Annotated in this window: 24 protein-coding genes; 10 read left to right on the forward strand and 14 right to left on the reverse strand. The window is 65.7% G+C overall.

Annotated features, from left to right (window positions below):
• Window positions 1-35: 35 nt before the first annotated feature.
• The 7 genes from AC1RZR_RS14710 to AC1RZR_RS14740 all read right to left on the reverse strand — a co-directional run bounded on the left by AC1RZR_RS14710 (window position 36) and on the right by AC1RZR_RS14740 (window position 5,840).
• A complete protein-coding gene (locus AC1RZR_RS14710; RefSeq protein WP_477278244.1) occupies window positions 36-779 on the reverse strand; it encodes an amino acid ABC transporter ATP-binding protein in 744 nt (247 codons plus the stop codon).
• Window positions 780-805: 26 nt separating this feature from the next.
• Entirely contained in the window at window positions 806-1,480 is a 675-nt protein-coding gene (locus AC1RZR_RS14715) for an amino acid ABC transporter permease (RefSeq protein ID WP_481828738.1), read from the reverse strand.
• Complete coding sequence (locus AC1RZR_RS14720; protein WP_477278248.1) at window positions 1,477-2,148, reverse strand: amino acid ABC transporter permease; 672 nt, start codon at window positions 2,146-2,148, stop codon at window positions 1,477-1,479. The genes AC1RZR_RS14715 and AC1RZR_RS14720 overlap by 4 nt, the downstream gene beginning before the upstream one ends.
• 102 nt (window positions 2,149-2,250) lie before the next feature.
• Window positions 2,251-3,039: an ABC transporter substrate-binding protein gene (locus AC1RZR_RS14725; RefSeq protein ID WP_477278250.1), complete on the reverse strand. Its 789-nt coding sequence runs from the start codon at window positions 3,037-3,039 to the stop codon at window positions 2,251-2,253.
• A gap of 105 nt (window positions 3,040-3,144) precedes the next feature.
• Window positions 3,145-4,305 carry a saccharopine dehydrogenase family protein gene (locus AC1RZR_RS14730; RefSeq protein ID WP_481828739.1) on the reverse strand — a complete coding sequence of 387 codons (1,161 nt, stop codon included), beginning with the start codon at window positions 4,303-4,305 and terminating at the stop codon, window positions 3,145-3,147.
• A complete protein-coding gene (locus tag AC1RZR_RS14735; protein ID WP_379098735.1) occupies window positions 4,302-4,808 on the reverse strand; it encodes an Lrp/AsnC family transcriptional regulator in 507 nt (168 codons plus the stop codon). Before AC1RZR_RS14735 ends, AC1RZR_RS14730 begins: the two co-directional genes overlap by 4 nt.
• Window positions 4,809-4,964: 156 nt before the next feature.
• Window positions 4,965-5,840, reverse strand: coding sequence for a LysR substrate-binding domain-containing protein (locus tag AC1RZR_RS14740; RefSeq protein ID WP_481828740.1), 876 nt, complete (start codon window positions 5,838-5,840; stop codon window positions 4,965-4,967).
• A 146-nt stretch (window positions 5,841-5,986) separates the two neighbouring features.
• Between AC1RZR_RS14740 and AC1RZR_RS14745 the strand changes: the two genes are divergently transcribed.
• Together AC1RZR_RS14745 and AC1RZR_RS14750 are read left to right on the forward strand one after the other, a co-directional pair.
• The gene (locus tag AC1RZR_RS14745) at window positions 5,987-6,190 is read left to right on the forward strand and encodes a hypothetical protein (protein WP_477278256.1); all 204 of its coding nucleotides are present in this window, start codon (window positions 5,987-5,989) and stop codon (window positions 6,188-6,190) included.
• A 27-nt stretch (window positions 6,191-6,217) separates the two neighbouring features.
• Window positions 6,218-6,967 carry a sulfite exporter TauE/SafE family protein gene (locus AC1RZR_RS14750; RefSeq protein WP_481828741.1) on the forward strand — a complete coding sequence of 250 codons (750 nt, stop codon included), beginning with the start codon at window positions 6,218-6,220 and terminating at the stop codon, window positions 6,965-6,967.
• Here the strand turns inward: AC1RZR_RS14750 and AC1RZR_RS14755 are convergent.
• Window positions 6,964-7,413: a universal stress protein gene (locus AC1RZR_RS14755; protein WP_477278260.1), complete on the reverse strand. Its 450-nt coding sequence runs from the start codon at window positions 7,411-7,413 to the stop codon at window positions 6,964-6,966. The two genes, AC1RZR_RS14750 and AC1RZR_RS14755, sit on opposite strands and share 4 nt — an antisense overlap.
• 207 nt (window positions 7,414-7,620) lie before the next feature.
• Here AC1RZR_RS14755 and AC1RZR_RS14760 point away from each other — a divergent pair, with 207 nt between their 5' ends.
• A complete protein-coding gene (locus AC1RZR_RS14760) occupies window positions 7,621-8,202 on the forward strand; it encodes a histidine phosphatase family protein (protein WP_481828742.1) in 582 nt (193 codons plus the stop codon).
• 1 nt (window position 8,203) lies between these two features.
• On the opposite strand, the gene AC1RZR_RS14765 is transcribed toward AC1RZR_RS14760, so the two are convergent.
• The 3 genes from AC1RZR_RS14765 to AC1RZR_RS14775 form a co-directional block, all read right to left on the reverse strand.
• Window positions 8,204-8,617 (reverse strand): VOC family protein, encoded by a 414-nt coding sequence (locus AC1RZR_RS14765; protein ID WP_477278264.1) that lies wholly within the window; start codon window positions 8,615-8,617, stop codon window positions 8,204-8,206.
• A 76-nt stretch (window positions 8,618-8,693) separates the two neighbouring features.
• Window positions 8,694-9,740 (reverse strand): RNA polymerase subunit sigma-70, encoded by a 1,047-nt coding sequence (locus AC1RZR_RS14770; RefSeq protein ID WP_481828743.1) that lies wholly within the window; start codon window positions 9,738-9,740, stop codon window positions 8,694-8,696.
• Window positions 9,741-9,782: 42 nt separating this feature from the next.
• A complete protein-coding gene (locus AC1RZR_RS14775; RefSeq protein WP_481828744.1) occupies window positions 9,783-10,529 on the reverse strand; it encodes an SDR family NAD(P)-dependent oxidoreductase in 747 nt (248 codons plus the stop codon).
• 334 nt (window positions 10,530-10,863) lie between these two features.
• On the opposite strand from AC1RZR_RS14775, the gene AC1RZR_RS14780 reads away from it, so the two are divergent.
• Entirely contained in the window at window positions 10,864-11,277 is a 414-nt protein-coding gene (locus AC1RZR_RS14780; RefSeq protein WP_477278270.1) for a hypothetical protein, read from the forward strand.
• A 62-nt stretch (window positions 11,278-11,339) separates the two neighbouring features.
• Here the strand turns inward: AC1RZR_RS14780 and AC1RZR_RS14785 are convergent, their stop codons facing one another.
• Both AC1RZR_RS14785 and AC1RZR_RS14790 read right to left on the reverse strand, forming a co-directional pair.
• Window positions 11,340-12,086, reverse strand: a complete 747-nt coding sequence (locus AC1RZR_RS14785; protein WP_481828745.1) for a pseudouridine synthase — start codon at window positions 12,084-12,086, stop codon at window positions 11,340-11,342.
• A 114-nt stretch (window positions 12,087-12,200) separates the two neighbouring features.
• Window positions 12,201-13,067 carry a class I SAM-dependent methyltransferase gene (locus tag AC1RZR_RS14790; RefSeq protein WP_477278274.1) on the reverse strand — a complete coding sequence of 289 codons (867 nt, stop codon included), beginning with the start codon at window positions 13,065-13,067 and terminating at the stop codon, window positions 12,201-12,203.
• 131 nt (window positions 13,068-13,198) lie between these two features.
• Here AC1RZR_RS14790 and AC1RZR_RS14795 point away from each other — a divergent pair, with 131 nt between their 5' ends.
• The 6 genes from AC1RZR_RS14795 (at window position 13,199) to AC1RZR_RS14820 (ending at window position 20,794) form a co-directional block, all read left to right on the forward strand.
• On the forward strand, window positions 13,199-14,062 hold the full coding sequence (locus AC1RZR_RS14795) for a LysR family transcriptional regulator (RefSeq protein ID WP_481828746.1): 864 nt from the start codon (window positions 13,199-13,201) through the stop codon (window positions 14,060-14,062).
• Between the two features lie 233 nt (window positions 14,063-14,295).
• A complete protein-coding gene (locus AC1RZR_RS14800; RefSeq protein WP_477278278.1) occupies window positions 14,296-16,215 on the forward strand; it encodes a diguanylate cyclase in 1,920 nt (639 codons plus the stop codon).
• A gap of 79 nt (window positions 16,216-16,294) precedes the next feature.
• A complete protein-coding gene (locus AC1RZR_RS14805; RefSeq protein ID WP_477278281.1) occupies window positions 16,295-16,738 on the forward strand; it encodes an SRPBCC family protein in 444 nt (147 codons plus the stop codon).
• 264 nt (window positions 16,739-17,002) lie between these two features.
• Window positions 17,003-17,950, forward strand: coding sequence for a substrate-binding domain-containing protein (locus AC1RZR_RS14810; RefSeq protein ID WP_379098779.1), 948 nt, complete (start codon window positions 17,003-17,005; stop codon window positions 17,948-17,950).
• Between the two features lie 178 nt (window positions 17,951-18,128).
• On the forward strand, window positions 18,129-19,781 hold the full coding sequence (locus AC1RZR_RS14815; RefSeq protein WP_477278283.1) for a sugar ABC transporter ATP-binding protein: 1,653 nt from the start codon (window positions 18,129-18,131) through the stop codon (window positions 19,779-19,781).
• Complete coding sequence (locus AC1RZR_RS14820; RefSeq protein WP_477278285.1) at window positions 19,778-20,794, forward strand: ABC transporter permease; 1,017 nt, start codon at window positions 19,778-19,780, stop codon at window positions 20,792-20,794. The genes AC1RZR_RS14815 and AC1RZR_RS14820 overlap by 4 nt, the downstream gene beginning before the upstream one ends.
• Before the next feature lie 4 nt (window positions 20,795-20,798).
• Here AC1RZR_RS14820 and AC1RZR_RS14825 read toward each other — a convergent pair whose 3' ends face one another.
• Complete coding sequence (locus AC1RZR_RS14825; protein ID WP_481828747.1) at window positions 20,799-21,167, reverse strand: hypothetical protein; 369 nt, start codon at window positions 21,165-21,167, stop codon at window positions 20,799-20,801.
• Window positions 21,168-21,172 lie beyond the last annotated feature (5 nt).

Raw genomic sequence — 21,172 nt, forward strand, 5'->3', positions numbered from 1 at the left:
AGGTTCCGGGGCCGCGATAACCTTGCGGTATTGCTTCAGTGCCGCAGGATCTTGCTGAGAAAGGCGCGGCTGCGGTCGGTCTTGGGGTGCGAGAAGAACTCGTCCGGTGTGCCGCTTTCGACGATGGCGCCTGCGTCCATGAACACCACGCGCTGGGCGACCTTGCGGGCAAAGCCCATCTCGTGCGTCACCACCATCATGGTCATGCCTTCCTCGGCGACCGCCACCATGACGTCGAGCACTTCGGAAATCATCTCGGGGTCGAGTGCCGAGGTCGGCTCGTCGAACAGCATGATCTTGGGCCGCATGCCGAGGCAACGGGCAATCGCCACGCGCTGCTGCTGGCCACCGGAGAGCTGCGCGGGATAGGCGTTGACCTTGTCGGCGAGACCGACCTTGGCCAGCAGTTCGCGCCCGGCCTTTTCGGCTTCGGTGCGCGGGATCTTGCGGACATGGATGGGGGCGAGCGTGACGTTCTCGAGCGCGGTCTTGTGCGGATAGAGGTTGAACGACTGGAAGACGAAGCCGATCTCGGTGCGCAGCTGCGTCATGTTGGTGGCGGGGTCGCCAAGGCGCTGGCCGTCGACGACGAGATCGCCGTCCTTGATCGCCTCCAAGCCGTTGACGCAGCGGATCAGCGTGCTCTTGCCGGAGCCGCTCGGACCGCAGACGACGACCACTTCGCGTGGCTCGACGCTGAGCGTGATGTCCTTCAGCACATTGAGCGGGCCGAACCATTTGTTGACGCCGCGAAAGTCGATCATGCCGGTTTTGGTCATATTTTCCGGACCTTTGGGGTTCGATGTCATAGCTGTACCTCGCCATGCGCCGCACCCATGCGCCGCTCGAGCCGGCGGGCGAGCATGATCAGCGGATAGCAGACGACGAAATAGCCGACGCCGACGAGGAAGAAGACCAGCAGGCCGTTGGGTACACGCTGCACCACCAGCCAGCCGACCCGGGTGAGGTCGGTGAGCCCGATCGCCGAGACGACCGAAGAATCCTTGATCAGCAGCACATATTGCCCGACCAGCGGCGGCAGCACGATGCGCATCGCCTGCGGCAGCACCACCTGGCGCATGCGCTGCCAGCGCGACAGGCCGGACGCCAGTGCCGCCTCGACCTGCCCGGTCGGCACCGAACGGATGCCGGCGGCGACGATCTCGCAGATGAAGCAGGCGGCAAGATTGGTCAGCGCGATGATGCCGGCGGTGAAGGCATCGAGCTCGATGCCGAACTCCGGCAGGATGAAGAAGATCAGGAAGATCTGCACCAGGAACGGCGTGCCGCGGATCAGGTCGACCCAGGCGCCGATGACGCTGCCGATCAGCCGGTTGCCGCCGGTGCGCAGGATGCCGAGGCCGAAGCCGAGCAGGGTGCCGAGCACCAGGCTGATCAGCGACAGCACCACCGTCATGCCGAGGCCGCGCAGTGCCAGCGGATAGCTGCCGACGAGGCTTTGCAGCTGTTGCCAGATCATGTCCGCGCCCCCGCTGTGCCGAGCCAGCGGCCGGACAGGGAAGCCAGTCCCTTCAGGCAGTAATAGAGCAAGAGGTAGAATGCGGCGATGGTGAGAAAACCTTCCGCCGGCATGAAGCGGTCGGAGGCGAGCAACTGGCCCGCGCGCGTCAGCTCGGCAACCGAGATCAGCGACAGAAGTGCGGAATCCTTGACCAGCACGATCGCCTGGCCGAGCAGCGGCGGGATGGTCACCTTGAAGGCTTGCGGCAGGATGACCAGGCGCATGCGCTGGACATAGGTCATGCCCGAGGCGACGCTGGCTTCGACCTGGCCGCGCGAGATCGACAGGATACCGGCGCGAATGATTTCAGCGACATAGGCGCCGCTGTTGAGTGACAGCGCGAGGATGCCGACGACCAGCTCCGGCAGCACGAAGCCGAGCCGCGGCAGGCCGAAATAGAGGAAATAGAGCTGCGCCAGCAAGGGCGTGGCCCGCACCGCGTCGATATAGGCCTTGGCCGGCGTACGAAACAGCCAGCCGCGCTGCAGGTTCATGGCGCACAGCACGATGCCGACGACAAGCGCGCCGACAAAGGACAGCGCCGACAGCCAGACGGTCGTGACCAGGCCCTGCCCGAACAGCGGCAGGTATTCGACGATGGTGCGGAAACTGAAATTTTCGAGCATCGTTGGGTGAGTCCCCAGAGCGAAGTCTATCCGTGACGGCAGCGTGTTGGACGAAACCGCGCCGATCCAGTCTGGCGCGGTTTCGTCCGAACGAAGTGCTGCTTAGTGGTCCTTCTTCCAGGCGTCGGAATTGACCCAATAGTCGAGGTTCTTCTGCAGCCGGCCGTCGATGCTGACCTGGTTGAGGAACAGGTTCATCCAGACCAGCAGGTCCGGCTCGTCATAGCGAGTGGCGAAGGCAAGCGGCTCCTTCGACAAGAGATCCGGCATGATGGTGAAGGTGCCGGCCGGATAGGCGGTCGACTGGCCCTTAACCGCCGAGACGTCGTTGACGCCACAATCGGCCTGGCCGTTGTTGACGGCGTCGAGCAGCAGCGGACCGCCGCCCTTGTAGCTCTTGATGTCGGCATCGGGGAAGGCGGTCTTGGCTTCCTTTTCGCCGGTGGCGCCGAGCAGAACGGCGATCTTGGTGCCCTTGGCCTTGCAGTCGTCGGTCGACTTGAACTTGCTGTCGGCCTTGGTGAAGACGGTGCTGCCCGTATACATGTAAGGTGTGGTGAAGGCGACCTTCATGCCGCGCGCCAGTGTCGGCGTCATGTCGGCGACCAGCAGATCGGCCTTGCCCGACAGCAGTGCCGGGATCAGCCCGTCCCAGTCGAAATCGAGGAAGGTGATCTTGACGCCCATTTCCTTGGCCATCAGCTCGGCCAGTTCAACCGAACTGCCGGTGCGTTCGCCATTGGCGCCGACCAGCGAGAAGGGCGGTCCCTGTGTCTGCACGGCGACGCGCAGTTCGCCGCGCTTGGTGATTTCGTCCAGCGTCCCGGCGCTGGCCGCAGTGGTCAGCCCGGCGAGCGCAAGTCCGGCGATGAAAAGTCTGGCAATCTTCATTTGGCATTCCTCCTTGTTTTATCGTTCCACGTTGTTGTTTCACCCTTCGGGGTGCTTTTTTGAGCGGCAGCGCCGTTGCCGGCGGCGGCCACCGTTCGAAAATCCTCAGTCCCAGGCCACCGTCTCGGCGACCGTGATGCCGCGCCTGGCCAGTTCGTCGAAGAAGGGACCGTCGGGCACGTCGAGCAGCGGGTTGAGGAGGCCGGGTTTGCTGATGTCGCCGCGCGCCAGCATCTGCGCCACGATGCTGGCGGGGTAGCCGACGCCGAGGCTCATGCCGAACAGACCCGAGGCCAGGTCGCGCTCGATGATCAGGTCCGACGTCACCGTCTTGCGGCGGCCGCCTTCGAGGCCGGAAAAGACATTGCGCATCACGCACAGGTCCTTCTCGTCCGGGCCATATTGCAATTGCGGGCCGAGCAGCCGGCCGAGGAATTCGCGCGGGCTCACCGTGGTGCCGGAAACCTTGTCTTCGGAGAGGAAACCGAGCTCCTTCAGCGGCGCCCAGAACGCCGACCATCCCGGCCAGCGCAGCGTGTAGCGGCCGGAGCGGCGCAGCCCCTTGGCGGAGTCCAGCATCTCGACATAGTGCAGCGCATCGCCATTGGGGAAGGCTTCAAGCCGGCCGAGGCCGGCGACCTCGATCTCGTGGATGAAAGGATTGTCGTGCTGCTGGCCGGCCGGCACCGCGACGCGTTCGCCGTCCTCGATCATCACGCTGTCACGGTTCTGGCTGACCAGAACCATGTCGAAGTTCCAGCTCACCTTGTAACACAGCGGCTTGGCCATCGCCTTCGGTTCGGGGATGCCGCCGCAATAGGAATCGATCGAGGCGATGCTGTCGAACTGCCTTGCGGCGCGGGCGTAGAGCACAAGGTCGATGCCGGGATCAAGCCCGCATTCGGTCATGATCGAGACGCCGGCCTGTTCGGCTGCCGGCGCCAGGTCGGCGATGGCCTTGCCGTAATTGGTGGTGACCAGCGGCGTGCGTGTTGCGATCGCGGCCTGGATCGCCTCGCGCATCAGCGGCTGCGGCAACAGGTCGATGACGGCGTCGACGTCCGCCAGCACGCCGGCCAGCGCCGGGCCGATCGCGCCCTCGGGTACCACGAAGCGCACGCGAGCAAGATCGGTCAGGCCGGCAAGGCGAGCCGCAGCATCCGGTGCCGTGTCGACGCAAACCACGTCCTCGACACCGCTGGCGACGAGATCGGCGATCGCCGCCCGGCCTTGCAGGCCGAGGCCGCCGAGAACCGCTATTCTCATGCCGGCTCCTTGCGGATGCTGTCGTCAGACCAGCAGCCTTCCGGCAGGCTGACCCATTTGTTGCAGGACGCCATGACGACGAAGGTCTCACTGCGCACGACTTCGCCCGGCTCGCCGGCACCCGGGATCAACTCGCTGGTGACGCGGTAGAGATCGGCGACGTCACCGGCCACCGTCACGTCGACGATGATGTCGAAGCGCCCGGTGACCACCGAGGCCGAGTTGACGAAGGGCAGTTCTGAAATGCGCTGCGCCAGCTCGCGGGCCCGGCCGCGGCCCTGGGCGTTGATGCCGACAATGGCCGAAATCAGCTCGGGGCGCTCGGTCAGGTTCAAGAGCCCGACGATCTTGAGCAGGTTGCGGTCGAGCAGGTTGCGCAGCCGCGTGCGCACCGTCGGCACCGAAATCGCCAACATCTCGGCGAGGCGGTTGATGCCCGGCTGCGCGTCCTGCGACAGCTGTTTGACGAGCCGCCGATCGGTCAGATCGAGATGTTCCCGCAAAGGCCTTGTCTTTCATAAAAAGAAAAAATGACGGCAAATTCTTTGCCAATGTGCAAACAAGCTACGTCACAGATTTTTGAAATGCAAGGTAATGATTCCGCGTCGATGGGATATGTCGGCGCCGGCCGGCGTGCGGTTGCGGGCGCCGGCGTGGCTTCAGACCAGCGCGGCGGCCAGCAATTTCGCTTGCGGCGTCAGCTCGTCGAAGCGGCGGGCGCAGAGATTGAGCTGGCGCGTCGCCCAGTCGTCGGTCAGCCGCAGGCAGCGCAGCGTGCGTGCCGAGCGGCGCGTGGCACTTTCCGGCACGATGGCGATGCCCGCACCTTGCGCGACCAGCCGGCAGACATTGTCGAGGCCGGGCACGCGGATGTGGATATGCAGGTGGCCGCCAAGGCGCGCGGCCTGGCGCGTGATGTGCTCCTGCAGCGCATGGCCGGTGCTCAGGCCGACGAAGGATTGGCCGAGAATGTCGGCGAGGCCGGCGGTACGCAGGCCGGCGAGCCCCGGCCAGTCGCGCGCGGCGATCACCACCAGGCGGTCGATGAGGAACGGTTTCTGCTCGAGATGCGCAAGGCCGGCCCAGGTCGCGGCGATGCCGAGATCGGCGGCACCGCTGGCCACCGCCTCGGCGATCTCGTGGCTGGGGCGCTCGTCGAGATCGATGTCGATCCGGGGATGCGCGACCAGGAAAGCCGGCAGGATGTCGCGCAGCAATTCGCCGGTGGCGGCGGTGTTGGCAAGCAGCCGGACGCGGGCGCGCAGGCCGGCGGCATAGGCGGCGAGGTCGCCGGCCATCGCCTCGATCTGGTTCTGCACGGCGCGCGCATGATGCAGCAGCGCCTGCCCGGCCGCCGTCGGCACCACGCCGCGGCGGCGACGCTCCAGCAGCGGCGCGCCGAGCCGCTCTTCCATGCCCTTGATGCGGGCGCTGGCGGAAGCCAGGGCCAGTCCGGCGAGTTCGGCGCCATGGGTGATGCTGCCGCGTTCGGCCACCAGCAGGAACAGCCGGAGATCGACCAGGTCGAAGCGCATTTCTTGCTCCTGCAAAACGGTTGGCAGCCTGGCAAAGCCGGGCGGCGTCCAGCTCCAGCCTTCGTCCAGGCCGAAGGCTGACCGTGTAACGTCCACATTGTGGCCGGCCTGCATCTGCGTCAAACGTTTTTGGGTGGAGATGTGCGATGGGCGAACGAGCATCAGGCAGACTTGGCATTCTTGAAAGCACGGCGATCGTGCTGGCCATCGCGGTGGCCTGCCTTGCCATGGCGCGGGCGGAACCCGGCCTGCGGGGATGCACGGCGACCCCTGTCAGCCGCGATGGTGCGCCGGTACCCGATGCCACCGGCCCGGATACCGATGCGACGGACATGCTGCTGCATGACTGACCCGGCCGCTGTTTTGAAGCTGTCACCGTGCTGAGCGCCGGCGTCATCGCCTGGACCAGCGCCGTCTTTCTTGCCGCCGGCCTGGTCAAGGGTGTCGTCGGCATGGGGCTGCCGACCGTGGCGATGGGGCTGCTGGCGGTGACGATGCCGCCGGCGCAGGCCGCCGCCTTGCTGCTGATCCCGTCGCTGGTCACCAATCTCTGGCAATTGCTCACCGGCCCGTCCTTCGCCGGCCTGTGCAAGCGGCTGTGGACGATGATGGCCGGCGTCGTGCTCGGCACCGTGGCCGGCGCCGGTCTGTTGACCGGCGCGCATACGGCGCTGGCGTCCGCAGGGCTGGGCGCGGCGCTGGTGCTCTATGCCCTTGTCGGCCTCGCCAAAGCCGGCTTCACCACGCCGGCGCGCCACGAGGCGTGGGCGTCGCCGCTGGTCGGCGTGGCGACCGGGCTGGTCACCGGCGCCACCGGCGTCTTCGTCATCCCGGCGGTGCCCTATCTGCAGTCACTGCGGCTTGACAAGGAAGACCTGATCCAGGCGCTCGGCCTGTCCTTCACCGTATCGACGGCAGCCCTTGCCATCGGCCTGTTCCGGACCGGCGCCTTCGCCTCGCCAACCGCGCAGCTGGCGGGGTCGGTCGCGGCCCTTGTGCCGGCGCTGGCCGGCATGTTCATCGGCCAGATGCTGCGCCAGCGGATGAGCGTCGAGACCTTCCGCACGGTGTTCTTCGTCGGGCTGCTGGTGCTGGGGGTCTATCTCGCGGGCGAGGCCGCGATCTAGCGCACCACCAGAACCGGGATCTCGGTGTAGGACAGCACCTCGGCGGTCTGGCTGCCCAACAGCAGCCTGCCCAGTCCCCGGCGCCCGTGCGAGGCCATCACAATCAGGTCGCAGCCTTCGGCCTGCGACAATTCCAGGATCGCCTCGGCGGGCTTTTTGTCCTCGATATGCACCACCTCGGCGCGCACGTTGGCCAGGTCCGCCGACGCCTTGCATTTGTCGAGCACGTCCTTGGCAAATCGGCCCGCCTCTTCCTTGTAGGCAGCCAATTCATCGCCCGCGGCATAGCCGGCCATGGCGCCGCCCCAGGCGAACATCGGGAATGGCTCGGTGACGTTGACAAAGGTAACGGTGGCGCCGAGGCGGCTGGCCAGCGCCAGGCCATGGGCAACGCCCTTGTCGGCGAGTTCCGATCCGTCCGTGGCAATCAGCAAATGTGTGTACATGATGATGCGACCTGTTGTGCAAGGGCCAAAGCCCTTGGGTGGCGGGAGCCGCTTGATAGGGCTGACCTTGATATAGTTGCGCCATCGGGCCCATCACAGGGCCGGCTTGATGCGGATCAAGGCCAGGCGACCAGACACTTTCGCGTCAGCCGGATTCCCCTTCGGCAAATCGTCATCTAAGGTGCCGGCGATTTTGAGGGGCACCCTATGAGCAACGCGTTTCCGCAGATCCACCTGGTCCGGCATGGCGAGACGGCGTGGAGCCTTTCGGGGCAGCACACCGGCCGCACAGACATGCCGCTGACGCCGGCAGGCGAGGCCGCCGCGCGCGGTGTCGCCGATCGGCTGAAGGGCCTGTCGTTTTCGGCGGTGTGGTCGAGCCCGTCGCAACGCGCCTACAACACCAGCGTGCTGGCCGGCTTTGGTGCCGAGAGCGTCAAGAAGGACGATCTGCAGGAATGGGACTACGGCGCCTATGAGGGGCTGACGACAAAACAGATCTTGGCCGAGCGGCCGGGCTGGAACGTGTTTCGCGACGGTTGCCCGAAGGGCGAGATGGCGGCCGATGTCGGCGCGCGCGCCGATACGATCATCGCCGGGCTGCGCAAGGCCGGTGCCGACATCCTGGTGTTTTCCAGTGCGCATTTCCTGCGCGTGCTGGCGGCCCGCTGGATCGGCCTGCCGCCGGACGGCGGCGCACTGTTTGTGCTGGACACCGCAAGCATCAGCGTGCTCGGCTACGAGCATGATCTGACCGAGCCGGTCATCCGCAAATGGAACCAGAAGTAGGTTAGGCAACAACCTGCTTGTCGAATTTCTTGATCGCCTCGGCGGTCACGGGCGTGAAGAAGTTCACCAGATTGCCATCCGGGTCGCGGAACAGCAGCGAGCGGTTGCCCCAGGGCATGGTGGTCGGTTTCTGCACGGTTGCGTCCTTGATGGTGTCCGACAGCCTGGTGAATTCCGCATCGACGTCGCCGACGCGGAATTCGATGATGGCGGTGTGGTTGTCGGCGGGGCGGGCGACGTCGCCGCCGAACAGCTGCAAGGTGCGCGTGCTGCCAATCGCCAGCGTGCAGGCCGGCGTCACCAGTTCCGCGAAGTCCTCCGTGTACATGGTCACGGGCATGCCGGTGATCTCGCCGTAGAAGCGCACGAGTCGCTGGACGTCTGACGTGATGATGCGGACGGAGACGAAATTCATTGTTTTGTTCCCTGATTGCTCGAGCCACGGCCGGGCCCATGAGCAGATATAGACCAGGCCTAATGACAGCCTGCTGTCAGGAGCGGGGCCAGATAGGCGGCAGGCCGAACGCAGGGAACAGGCCTGGGCCGAGCGGGCCGACATAGACCGTCAGCGAGGCGATCCTGTCGTCGGCCGGCTCGATGACATGCAGCGACTGGGCGCGCCATGCGGGATCCTGATGGCGGCGCGCGTAGACCGCGACCGCGGGCTGGCCGTTGGCGCGGGTGGCGACCGCGTGGTAGCCGGCGAAATTGCCCCAGACAGTCCTGAAGAAACCGTGGATCGCCTCGCGGCCCTGATACCAGTCCAGCCATGGCGGCATGTGGTAGGTGGCATCCTCGCGGAGCAGTTCGATGAAGCTGTCGAGATTGGCGGCGTGCCAGGCCTGCATGTAGCGTTCGAGCAGCAGGCTCTCTTCGCGGTTCGGCCGCCCGCGCTGCAGGGGGCGCCCTTCGGGATAACGCTCGCCAAGTGTTGCGCGGGCGCGCTGCAGGGCGCTGTTGATCGAAGCGGTCGAGCCGCCCAGCAATTGCGCGGTCTCGAGCGCCGACCAGCCCAGCACGTCGCACAGCAAAAGCGCGGCGCGCTGCCTGGGCGGCAGCAACTGGATCGCGGCGACGAAGGCAAGCTGCACGGCCTCTCGGGTCTCGTAGCGCGCTTCCGGGCCGGGCTCGCCGTCGACGATGTCCGGCAGCTCGGTGTCCGGGTAGGGCTCCAGCCAGGCGAGTTCGGCGGCGGGCCCGCCGACGGCGCGCCCCTCGGTGGGCGGCCGCCCGGGCGGCTCGACAAGGCGATGCGCCGATGATCTCGCCTTGATGGCGTTGAGGCAGGCGTTGGTGGCGATCGTGTAGAGCCAGCCGCGCAGCGAGCCGCGTCCGTCGAATTGCGACCGGCCGCGCCATGCCTTCAGAAACGTGTCCTGGACAAGGTCGTCGGCCTCGTGCAGCGAGCCCATCATCCGGTAGCAGTGCAGCTTGAGCGCGCGGCGGTGGGCTGCCGTCAGGCGCTCGAAGGCCAGCCGATCGAGGATCGGCTGGCCTTGCGTGCCCAACGGCTCAAGCGGGCCAGGAGCGTCTGTCATATCGAGCCTGTGGTGCTGATTTCGGTTGGCATCGTGCGCGCCTCATGCCGCCGCCGCAAGTCCGCTGCCGCTGACCGTGAAGGAGATGCCTTGCGTCTTGCCGCCGGCGAGCGTGACCACGGCGCGTCCGACATCGGCCGGCGTCTGCACATCGGTCATGCTGGCGAGGAAGTCCGCCGGGCTGATGCCGAGATAGGCCGAAATGCCTGTTATGCCGCGCTGGCCGACGCCGGTGCCCGGCATGATCCGCATCGGCACCAGCGCCATGAAGCGCAGGCCAAGGCCAAGCCGGTCGGCCTCCTTCTGGCTGTGACCGGCGAGGAACATCTGCATGCGCTTGGCGCCGGAATAGCCGCCGGAGTTCGGCGGCCCGCCGCTGAGTGCGGCGCCGCTGGAGATCAGCACCACCCGGCTGCCCGGCTTCAGCCGGCCCTGCAGTGCTGCCTTGCAGAACAGGAACGACGCCTTGACGTCCATGTCCCAGTTCGCCGAGAAGTCCTCCCAGCTTTGTTCCGGGATGGGGGCGGACGGGGCCAACGCGCCGGCGCAGATCACCAGCACGTCCGGCTGAAGTGCGGCAAACACCGCATCGGGCGCCGCCTCCTGCGTGGCGTCGGCGGCAAGCGTCTTCACGCCTGACGCCTCCCAGGCGAGTTCTTTCAGATCGGCCGCGCCGCGGGCAACGGCAAGTACGGTTGCTCCCTCGCCGAGCGCAGCTTCCACGATCGAGCGGCCCACCCCTCGGCTGCCTCCGATCACGACGACATTTTGACCTTTCAACGAATGCATGGCTCACCTCGCTTCTTCCGGCTCGGAGGATTCCGGCGCCTGTAGGTGAAGACAGCGCGGGCGGGTGGAAATCATCGGTGGGGGCAAAAAGAAACTTTGGCGGGGCGCTCCCGGGTGAACGGCGTTTGTCGCTGGCCCTGACGGAAATTTGATCGTGCGTATCAGTACAAAGGCAGCCGGAAAGATTATACAATGCTAAAAATGCTAAAATAGACGCTTCTGCTTCAGGTATCTGAAATAGTGCGGACGATCACGCCGCCAATTCAAGGCGTGTTGTTTGCGGTTTCTATAGAAAAACTAGAGGTAATACTCTATCATCTGAAGGATAGGCTAAATGACGCGCCGGATGGCTTGTATCATAACAATGACTGCAATGGTTGGGTTTACTGGCTATGCGATGGCCGGGAGCAGCCGGCCGATAACCTATGAAAAGACAGCACTTTCCGGGCAGGAGATTTATATTTTCGAGGATGCCAACCTGAACCCGGACTGCACGAGTGCAGGCCTGGACGACGTGCAGGCGACATCGGGGCCAAGCCACGGATCGATCCGGATCGTGGATGGCAAGGTCTATCCTAACTTCCCCAAGGACAGCGAGCGCTACAAATGCAATCTGCAGGGCGATGACGGAGTACAGGCGTTTTACAAGTCAGCCCCAGGTTTCAAGGGGCAGGACCAGGTCAGTCTCTCGATCCACACGTTCTCGGGAAACGCCCGCAGCGTGGTCGTGAAGGTAACTGTCGAATAGGACAGTCAGAGCGCAGGCCGGACCGGCGTGGGCGCCATAGAGCGCTCCTGGAGGCCGCCATTTCATCCGCCCAGCAGCGCCAACTCCTCCGGTGTCAGGTGCCGCGCCGTGCCCTTGGCGAGGTCGCCGAGCTGCAGGCGGCCGATGGCGATGCGGATCAAGCGCAGCACTTCGATGTCATGGGCGGCGAGCAGGCGGCGGATGTGGCGGTTGCGGCCCTCGTCGAGCACGATTTCCAGCCAGGCGGTGCGGCCGCCGCTGCGCAAAAGCTCGATTGCGTTGGTGGTCAGGGTCTCGCCGTCGAGGGTGACGCCGGCGCGCAATCTTTCCAGCATCGCAGCGTCGGGCACCGTGCCGACCTGCACGTGGTAGGTCTTGGGCAGATGCGAGGCCGGGTCCATCAGCCGGTTGGCGAACTGGGTGTCGTTGGTCATCAGCAGCAAGCCTTCGCTCGCCTTGTCGAGGCGGCCGACCGGCGAGACGAAGGGCAGGTCGAGCCCTTCGAGGCAGGCATAGACGGTGTCGCGCTGCTGCGGGTCGTCGCGCGTGGTGACCAGCCCGCGCGGCTTGTTGAGGATGAGATAGACCTTGCGCTCGGCAACCACCGGCCTGTCGTCGACGACGATGCGGTCGCGGTTGAGGTCGACGCGCAGCGAGGCATCGCGCACCACCTTGCCGCCGACGCGCACGCGCCCTTCCGCGATCAGCGCCTCGGCCTGCGTGCGCGAGCACAGGCCGAGCTTCGACAGCGCGCGGTTGAGGCTGACGCCGGCTGGCTTGCCTGTGGTTCGTGGCTGGCGTGATGTCATGTCTGCTTTGTCATTCCGGACGATGTGTCCGGTTGAGGTACGCGCCGGCGGACCTGCCGACGCGCCTTGGCTATCACGCGCATCCCGTCCGGCTCAAGCCACTGGCAGGGCCGACTATCTGGTGGCGGCGGCGACGAGCATTTCGCACGGCCCCTCGAATTGTCCGTCATGCTCGAACTGGCCGAGCGCGGTCTCGATCTCCGCCCAGGCGTCGTCCTGTTCGCGGGGCGACAGGCCGGCCAGCATCTGGTGCAGGGCGCCGAAAGACTCCTGCTCGAACTGCAGGCATTCGAGGGCCGATTGCAGCCGCACCGGCGCGTCGACCTTCTCGATGCGCACGTCGTGGAAACCGGCATCTGTCAGGCGCTTGGCAAGCACCGCCGGGTCACCCAGGCTGAACGGCCCGGGCTGGCCGGGCAGCGGCGCGGGCAGGGCGGCGCGGCGGCGGATGATGCCGACCGGGATCGAGAAGAACGGGTTCCTGTCGGCGGTGGAATAGACGATGGCGCCGACCTTGCCGCCCGGCTTGAGGTGATCGCGCATGCCGCCCAGCGCCCGGTTCTGGTCGGGAAAATAGATCAGCCCGACGCGCGAGATAACGGCGTCGAACGGTTCGGCCGATATGGCATCCAGCATTTCGCCGTCGGCGACGACCGTGCCGACATTGGCATGGCCGGCCAGCCTGGCGTTGCTGGCGGCAAAGCCGAGAATGCCCGGCGAAATGTCGGTGGCCAGCACATAGCCCGTCGGCCCGACGCGCCGCGCGGCGGTCAGCGTCTGTTCGCCGGCACCGGCGGCGACATCGAGGACCCTGCTGCCCTTGCCGATATCGGTCATGTCAAGCATGAGTTCGGTGGCAGGCCCCAGCCAGCGGGTCAGCAGCGGACCCCAGCGGTTCCAGGCTTCGGCAGCGCTGTCCCATTGCTTTCGGGTGGTGTCCTTGAACTTGACCGGATCGAAAATCGGTTGCTGGACGGTCATGGCTTGCTCCTCAAAGGCAGTATTGCCTTGCCGCAAACCGTAGTGATCGCGTAGTTCTGGTACCATTCTCGAAATCTCGACGCCCATTTTGCAAATTTGCACGGATCGGGTCCAGGATGCATTGGGATGACTTGCGGATTTTCCTGGCCGTCGCGCGCGACGGCTCGATCAGCGGCGCCGCAAAACGCTTGAACATCCAGCACTCGACCGTGTCGCGCCGCATCCGGCTGCTGGAGACGCAGCTTGGCACGCGGCTGATCGAGCGCAAGAAATCCGGATACGAGCTGACCCCGGCCGGCGACGAGCTGAGGATGGCGGCCGGCAAGATGGAGCTGGAGGTGCTCGAGGTCGAGGGCGCGCTCGGCGGTCAGGAAGACCGTGTCGCCGGGGAACTCAGGGTATCGGCGATCAACAACATGGCTTCATCCGTGCTGATGCCGATCTTCGCCGGCTTCAGCGAGGCCTATCCGGACATCCAGCTGCATGTGCAGGTCTCCAACAAATATGTCAGCCTGGCGGAACGCCATGCCGACGTCGCCATCCGGCTGACCAACACGCCGCTCGACACGCTGGTCGGCACCCGGCTCGCCACTGTGGCGTCGGCCGTCTACGGAGAACGGCGTTACCTGGAGGGGCTGCGCGCCAGCGGCGCCAGGCCGCTCTGGATCGACGTGGAATGTTGCGCCTTCCATCAGTCCTGGACGCATGCGGCATGCCCGGATCACCGGCACAGTTTCTTTGTCGATGACACGCTGCTGACGCTCGCCGCCGTGAAACAAGGGCTCGGCCTGGCCTATCTGCCATGCTTCATGGGCGACTGCGCCGAGGAACTGGAGCGCTTTCGCCAACCGGATCCGATCCACGATCTCGGACTCTGGCTGCTCTACCATCCGGACCTGCGGCGAACCAAGCGCGTCAGGGTGTTTCGTGAACATCTGGTGGCACGCATCCGCGACCAGAGTGCGTTGTTCGAGGGCAGCCTGCCGCAGCGATGAGGTCTGGTTTCCGCTGGACCGTGACACAGCCGGTCACCGCGATGACGGAGGTCGTCAGCCTGCCTGCTCGGCGGATCACGTCCAGCCAGCAAACCGACGCCGAGCGGCCCGCCGACCGCGCCTGACCGCTTTTCTGTTCGCCGGCCAATTGGCCTGACGTAACACTTTGTTGTCATTGGAGGCATATCGAGGAGGCGATGCGGCGAAAGCCGATGCAAAAAGGAAAGGCGCGCATGGGTTCGCCCTGGTCCGAATTGCTGGCCAATCTTGCTGTCGTTGCGATGTTCGTCTCGGTGTGGATCCACACGCATGTCTGGCTGGATCGCAAGGCTGCCTTGACGAGAGCGACGGCCTTCGGCCTGCTGATGGGCGGCGGCGCTGTCACCTTGATGCTGACGCCAATGCAGTTGCAGCCGGGCGTCTTCATCGACCTGCGCGGCACGATGATCGCATTGGCAGGCTTCTTCGGCGGCCCGGTCGCTTGCGTCATCGCCGGGCTGCTTGCGGTTGCGTTCCGCTTCCATGAAGGCGGTATCGGCGTGTTCGCCGGCGCCATGGGAATCTCGATCGCTACTTTGATCGGTATTGCCGGCCATCTCGTGCTGAGAGGCCGCGCCCCCGAACGCGTCGACGTCCTGATCCTGGCCGCGACGGCCGCAGCCGGCTCGCTGCTCAGCCTGCTCGCCTTGCCACGGGAGATCATGCAGGCGGTGCTGCCGCAAGTGGCGCTGCCGACTTCGCTGCTGATCTTCGTCTCGATCATGCTGTCGGGGCTGGCGCTCTACCAGGAGAGGCGCCGCCTTGAGGCGCTGCAGTCCAGGCGCATCTTCAAGGCGGTGGTGGAGGCATTGCCGGATTGCCTCAACGTCAAGGACCTGGACGGGCGGTTCATCGCCGCGAATCCGGCAACGGCGGACCTGATGCATGCAACAAACGCCAAGGCGCTGATCGGCAAAACAGATTTCGATTTCTACCCGCAGGAAACGGCGCGAAAATTCCGCGAGGACGAGCTTGCCATTCTCGCGGCGGGCGTGCCATCCACCATCGAACAGCGCCTTCATCATGACGACGGGACCAACGGCTGGCTGTCGACATTGAAGGCGCCTTTTCGGGATCATGGCGGAACCATCGTCGGGCTGATCACGCACAATCGCGACATCACGACGCGCAAGCAGCTGGAGACCGAACTGGCGGAAAGCCGTGTCACGCTGGCGGACGCCCTGACGCATATGGCCGACGGCCTGGTGATGTTCGACCGGGACGGCAAACTGGTGCTCAGCAACGCCCAATACATTGCCATGTTTCCCCACACGGCCGACATCCGGGTGCCCGGTGCCGACTATCGCGATATCCTGCGCGCCTCTGCCGCGCGCGGCGAACAGATGGTGCCGCCGGACAAGGTCGAGGACTGGATCGGCGACATCGTGGCATCGCGAAGGCTTCCCAGCAACCGCCAGGAGGTCAGGCTCGCCGACGGGCGCTGGCTCGATGTCAGGACCAGGCCGACCAGCAATGGCGGCAGCCTGAGCGTCTATTCCGACATCACCGAGGCCAAGCATGTCGAGGCGGAGCTGATGGCGGCCAACGAGAAGTTGAACCTGCTGGCAAACCGTGACGGCCTGACCGAGTTGTTGACGCGCCGGGCCTTCGACGAAGCTCTGGCGCGCGAATATGCCCGCGGCATGCGCAACGCAACGCCATTGAGCCTGCTCATCATCGACGTCGACTGGTTCAAGCGGTTCAACGACCACTACGGCCATCCCGCCGGTGACGAATGCCTGCGCGCCGTCAGCGGCTGCATCAAGGCCACCGCCCGGCGGCCGGCCGACGCGGCAGCCCGCTATGGCGGAGAGGAGTTCGCCCTCATCTTGCCTGAAACCGGCGCGCGGGGCGCGTTCGTGATCGCCGAAAATCTCAGAAGCGGCGTGCGCGACCTGCGGCTCGCACACGCCGGCAGCGAAAAAGGCATCGTCACCGTCAGCATCGGGGTGGGCACCTTCGATCCGGGCAGCGCCTCGATCGAGATCGCCGACCTGCTCAGGCGCGCCGACGAGGCTCTCTATGGCGCCAAGGTGGCGGGGCGGGACCGGGTCCATGGCTGGCGCCCGCATGTCAGCGAGCCACACGCCGCTGGTGCACGTCGCCGGCCATGAGCCGACGCCACGCCGCGCAGGCGGCCGAAGAAATCGGGCTGACGCTGGCGCCCGAGTCGGCCTGACAGGGCCAATTGGCATGAGCCTTTCCTCCGCGCCGATCATCAAGACCGTCGTCATCGCAGCCGCGCCGGCCAGGGTCTGGCAGGTGCTGACGACGCCTGGGATGATCCCGCAATGGATGTCCGACGAGGAGCTGACGGTCAGCCTGCAGGACCGCGTCGGCGGGGAGATCGTGATCCGCGGACTGCTGCATGGAATGCCGTTCGAGAACCGCGGTACCATCCGGGCGTTCGCGCCGGAAAGCAGCTTCGCGTACGGTTACTGGAGCACGCTGTCGGCCTCGCGGCTGTCGGACGCGCCCGAAAACCACCCGGTGGTCAGCTTCGAACTGACGCCGGCGGATGGCGGGACGCTGCTGACGTTGACCTTGAGCGATTTCGCCGAGCCATCGATCCGCCCGCATGCCGATCTCTACTGGGGCCCGACCCTGCACATTCTGAAAGCGGTCTGCGAGCGGTAAGGCGGCGCCCGCGCGAAAAATCCGACAATTCCGATAATTTGCCCGACAGTTCCGTTCCATCGATTATTGCGCAAGGTGTTGCCCCTGGGTTAGCATCCCCGCGCTGACGTCGATGGGAGGCACTTTTCAACAGCGGCGACCAGCTGGAGCAGCACGCGTCTTCGGGCGCACGGAGGATGCTCCAACACTTTGAACCGGCGCATGATCCCTTCCCAAGACCGATCCCGGCCTTGGGGATGATGCGTCTCTGTGGAGGAGGATCCTATGAACAGACGTGAAGTCCTGCTGTCGTCCGCGGCGTTTGGCGCCATGATGCTTGCCGCACCCTCGGTGTTTGCCGAGGACAAGCTTACGATCCTGGGCTCTGTGCCCAATCTCGGCTTTCCGTTCTTCGTGCACATGCTGAACGAGATCAAGGCCGAGGCCGCCGCGCAAGGCGTCAACCTGACCGAGAGCGACGGCCAGAATTCGGCCACCAAGCAGACCGCCGACATCGAGGCGGCGCTGGTGCAGAAGGTCAACGCCATCGTCATCTCACCGCTCGACGTCAACGCACTGGCGCCGGCGATCGAGGAGGCGGTCAAGGCTGGTGTTCCGGTGGTGACGATCGACCGCCGCGTCGATGGTGTCGAGGGCATTCTGGCCCATGTCGGCGCTGACAACGTCAAGGGCGGCGAGGCGGAGGCCAGCGCCATGGTGGCCGCGTTCCCGAATGGCGCCAAGATCTTCCACCTGCAGGGCCAGCCCGGCGCCGGCCCGGCGATCGACCGCAACAAGGGCGTCCACAATGTGCTCGATCCCTTGAAGGACAAGTATCAGATCGTCTTCGAACAGACCGCCAACTTCGCCCGCGCCGAAGCACTGTCGGTGACCGAGGCCGGCCTTGCCGCCAACGGCAAGCCGGATGCCATCGTCTGCGCCAATGACGACATGGCGCTCGGCGCCATGGAGGCGTGCGCGGCGCGCAACTTCACGGACGTCAAGATCTACGGCTTCGACGCGCTACCGGAAGCGCTGGTCGCGGTGCGCGACGGCAAGCTTGCCGGCACTGTCGAGCAATTCCCCGGCGAGCAGTCGCGCACCGCGGTGCGCATCGCGGTGGCCTATGCCAAGGACAAGACCGAGCCGAAGGAGAAGCTGGTGCTGTTGACGCCGATCGTCATCGGCAAGGACAATCTCGACAAGGCGGAGCGGATTGGCGAGACGAAGTAGTCCGTGAGAGTCAGGCGCATGGCGGATGGAGGTCGCGCTTTGTCGCGCCTCCCCCTGTCCTGCCGGACATCTCTCCCACGAGGGGCGAGATCGGCCTTCGCTTTGGCTTTCGCCAATCGCCAGCCTTGCAGAAGAGGCGCTGCCGGCAAGACTGCCAATCTCCCCCCAAATGGGGGAGATGTCCGGCAGGACAGAGGGGGGCGCTGTCCCGCCGCCTGCAGCAATCCGGGAGCAACCCTTGCCACCAGCTGAAGCCGCATCGCCCGAGCCCATCTTGCTTGCCGTCGAGGGTGTCACCAAGCATTTCTCCGGCGTCACGGCGCTGAGCGACGTTTCGCTCGACATAAGGCCCGGCGAAATCCTCGGCCTTCTGGGCGAGAACGGCGCCGGCAAGTCGACGCTGCTGAAGATCCTGTCGGGCGTCATGCCGCCGTCGAGCGGGCACATCATTTTCGACGGCGCCGACTATCATCCATCCAGCCCGCAGGACGCCAAGCGGCTCGGCATCGTCACCATCTACCAGGAACTGAGCCTGATTCCGACGCTGACGGTGGCCGAGAACATCTTTATCGGCCGCGCGCCGACCGGCCCGCTTGGGCTGGTCAGCTGGCGCAGAATGGAGGAAGATTCGCGCGCGATCATCGCCCGCGTCGGTCTCTCCATCGACCCGATGACGCCGGTGTCGGCACTGTCGGTGGCCGAGCAGCAGCTGGTCGAAATTGCCCGCGCGCTGTCGCTGAAAAGCCGGCTGATCATCATGGACGAGCCGACCTCGGCGCTGACCGAGACCGAGGTGCAGCGGCTGCTGTCGATCATGGACCGGCTGCGCGGGGACAAGGTCGCCATCATGTTCGTCACCCACCGGCTGGAGGAAGCGTCAGCCATCTGCGACCGCATGACGGTGTTGCGCGACGGCAGGCTTGCCGGGCATCTCGACCGCGAAGGCGGACCGATCGCGCTGCCGAAAATCATCGAGAAGATGGTCGGTCGCGCCGCATCCGAACTCTATGCACGGCCGGCGCAGCGCGCGGTCGCCGGCGATGTCAGGCTTTCGGTGCGCGGCCTGCGCACGGTGCGCGACCCCGAGGCGCCGCACGCGATCGTGCTCGACGGTGTCGATATCGACCTCAAGGCCGGCGAGATCCTCGGCGTCGCCGGCCTGGTCGGCTCCGGCCGCACCGAACTGGCGCGCGCCATCTTCGGCGCAGACCGCATCGCGGCCGGTACCATCACGCTCGATGGCAAGCCGATCGCGCCGGCGTCGCCAGCTGACGCCATCGCGCTCGGCATCGGCCTGGTGCCGGAGGACCGCAAGCACCAGGCGATCTTTGCCGCATTGGGCATCCTGCCGAATTTCTCCGTCGCTTCGCTCGGCAGCTTCAGCAATGGTTTCGGCTTCATGGCCGAGCGGCGCGAGCGCGATGCGCTTGCCGGTTTTCGCAAAATGCTGTCGATCCGCATGGCCTCGGCCGAGCAGGCGATCGAGGGCCTGTCGGGCGGCAACCAGCAGAAGGTGATCCTGGCGCGCTGGCTGGCGCGCGATCCAAAGGTGCTGATCGTCGACGAACCGACGCGCGGCGTCGATGTCGGCGCCAAGACCGAGGTGCACCAGATCCTGGTGCAGTTGGCGGCGCGCGGCATCGCGGTGATGATGATCTCGTCCGAACTGCCCGAGGTGCTGGCGGTTTCGGACCGCATCGTCACCATGCGCCGGGGACGCATCACCGGCGAGATGCCGGGCGTCGAGGCAAACGAGGAAAAACTGATGGAACTGATGGCGCTCGACAAGCGGGATGCGAGGGGGCAGGACGCGAAGGGGCAGGCACGATGAGCGTGGCGGGAGAACAGAACCAGCGCGGCGGCATCAACATGACGCGGCTCTTGATGAGCTTCGGGCCGCTGCTGTTCCTGGCCGCCTTGGTCGTCGTCTTCACCGTGCTGAAGCCGAGCTTCATCGACCCGATCAACCTGTTCAACATCACGCGGCAGATCTCGATCACCGGGCTGATCGCGCTCGGCATGACCTTCGTCATCCTCACCGCCGGCATCGACCTTTCGGTCGGCTCGCTGCTTGCCTTCTGCGGCATGGTCGCTGCCGTCGTCGCCAAGGGCGGCACCGCCAACACGCTGTCGCTGTCGACCTCAGGCACGCAGGGCTATGGCTGGTTTGCAGCGCTGCTCGCCGCCGTCGTGGTGGGAGCGGCTGCCGGTGGCATGCAGGGGCTTGTCATCACCAGGCTGAAAGTGCCGCCCTTCGTCGTCACGCTGGGCGGGCTGACGGTGTTTCGCGGGCTGACGCTGACCATCTCCAATGGCGGCCCGATCTCGGGCTTCGACGCCTCGATGCGCTGGTTCGGCACCGGCCTGATCGGCCCGGTGCCGGTGCCGGCGCTCATCTTCGCGGCAGCCGCGATCCTGTGCCACATCGTGCTGCGCTACACGCGCTATGGCCGCGCCGTCTATGCCGTCGGCGGCAATGCCGAGGCGGCACGGCTGTCGGGCCTGCGCGTCGACCGCATCCTGGTCTCGGTCTATGTCATCGTCGGTTTCTTCGCTGGGCTTGCCGCCTTCGTTTTGTCGGCGCGGCTGAATTCATCCGAAGCGGTGGCCGGCATCGGCTACGAGCTGACGGTGATCTCGGCCGTCGTCATCGGCGGCACCTCGCTTTTCGGCGGCATCGGATCGGTCGGCGGCACGGTGGTGGGCGCGGCCCTGATCGGCGTGCTGCAGAACGGGCTGCAGTTCAACAACGTCTCGTCCTACACGCAAAGCATCGTCATCGGCCTGATCCTGATCCTGGCGGTGGCGTTTGACCGCTGGCTGAAGTCGCGAGTGCGACGGTGAGGCGTCAGGCCGCTGCCAGCGCCCACAGAAGGTGACCGTAGCGGCGGAAGTAGCGCGCCACCAGACGCTGCTGTCTGGCTCTGATGAGGTCGGGCAGGCGGCGCTCCTGGCGCCAGCGCGGCATGTTGCGCCAGAAGGCGATGAAGCGGGCGGCGTCTTCGATGGCTTCCTCCGCCGACAGCGCCGGGCCGATCGCCGCCAGGAACAGCGCCTCTGAATGCTTCAACTCATCGATGACGGCCTTGCGTCTCAGATGATCCTGGCGGGCGCGCTCGATGCCGTTGCGGCGGATCGCCTCGAAGGCTTCGAGCAGAGCGGGGCTGTCGCCGGTATAACCGCAGGCGCGGGCGAAATCGGCGGCAAGGGCGTCCATCGTTG

The sequence above is a fragment of the Mesorhizobium bavaricum genome (genome assembly GCF_056781655.1).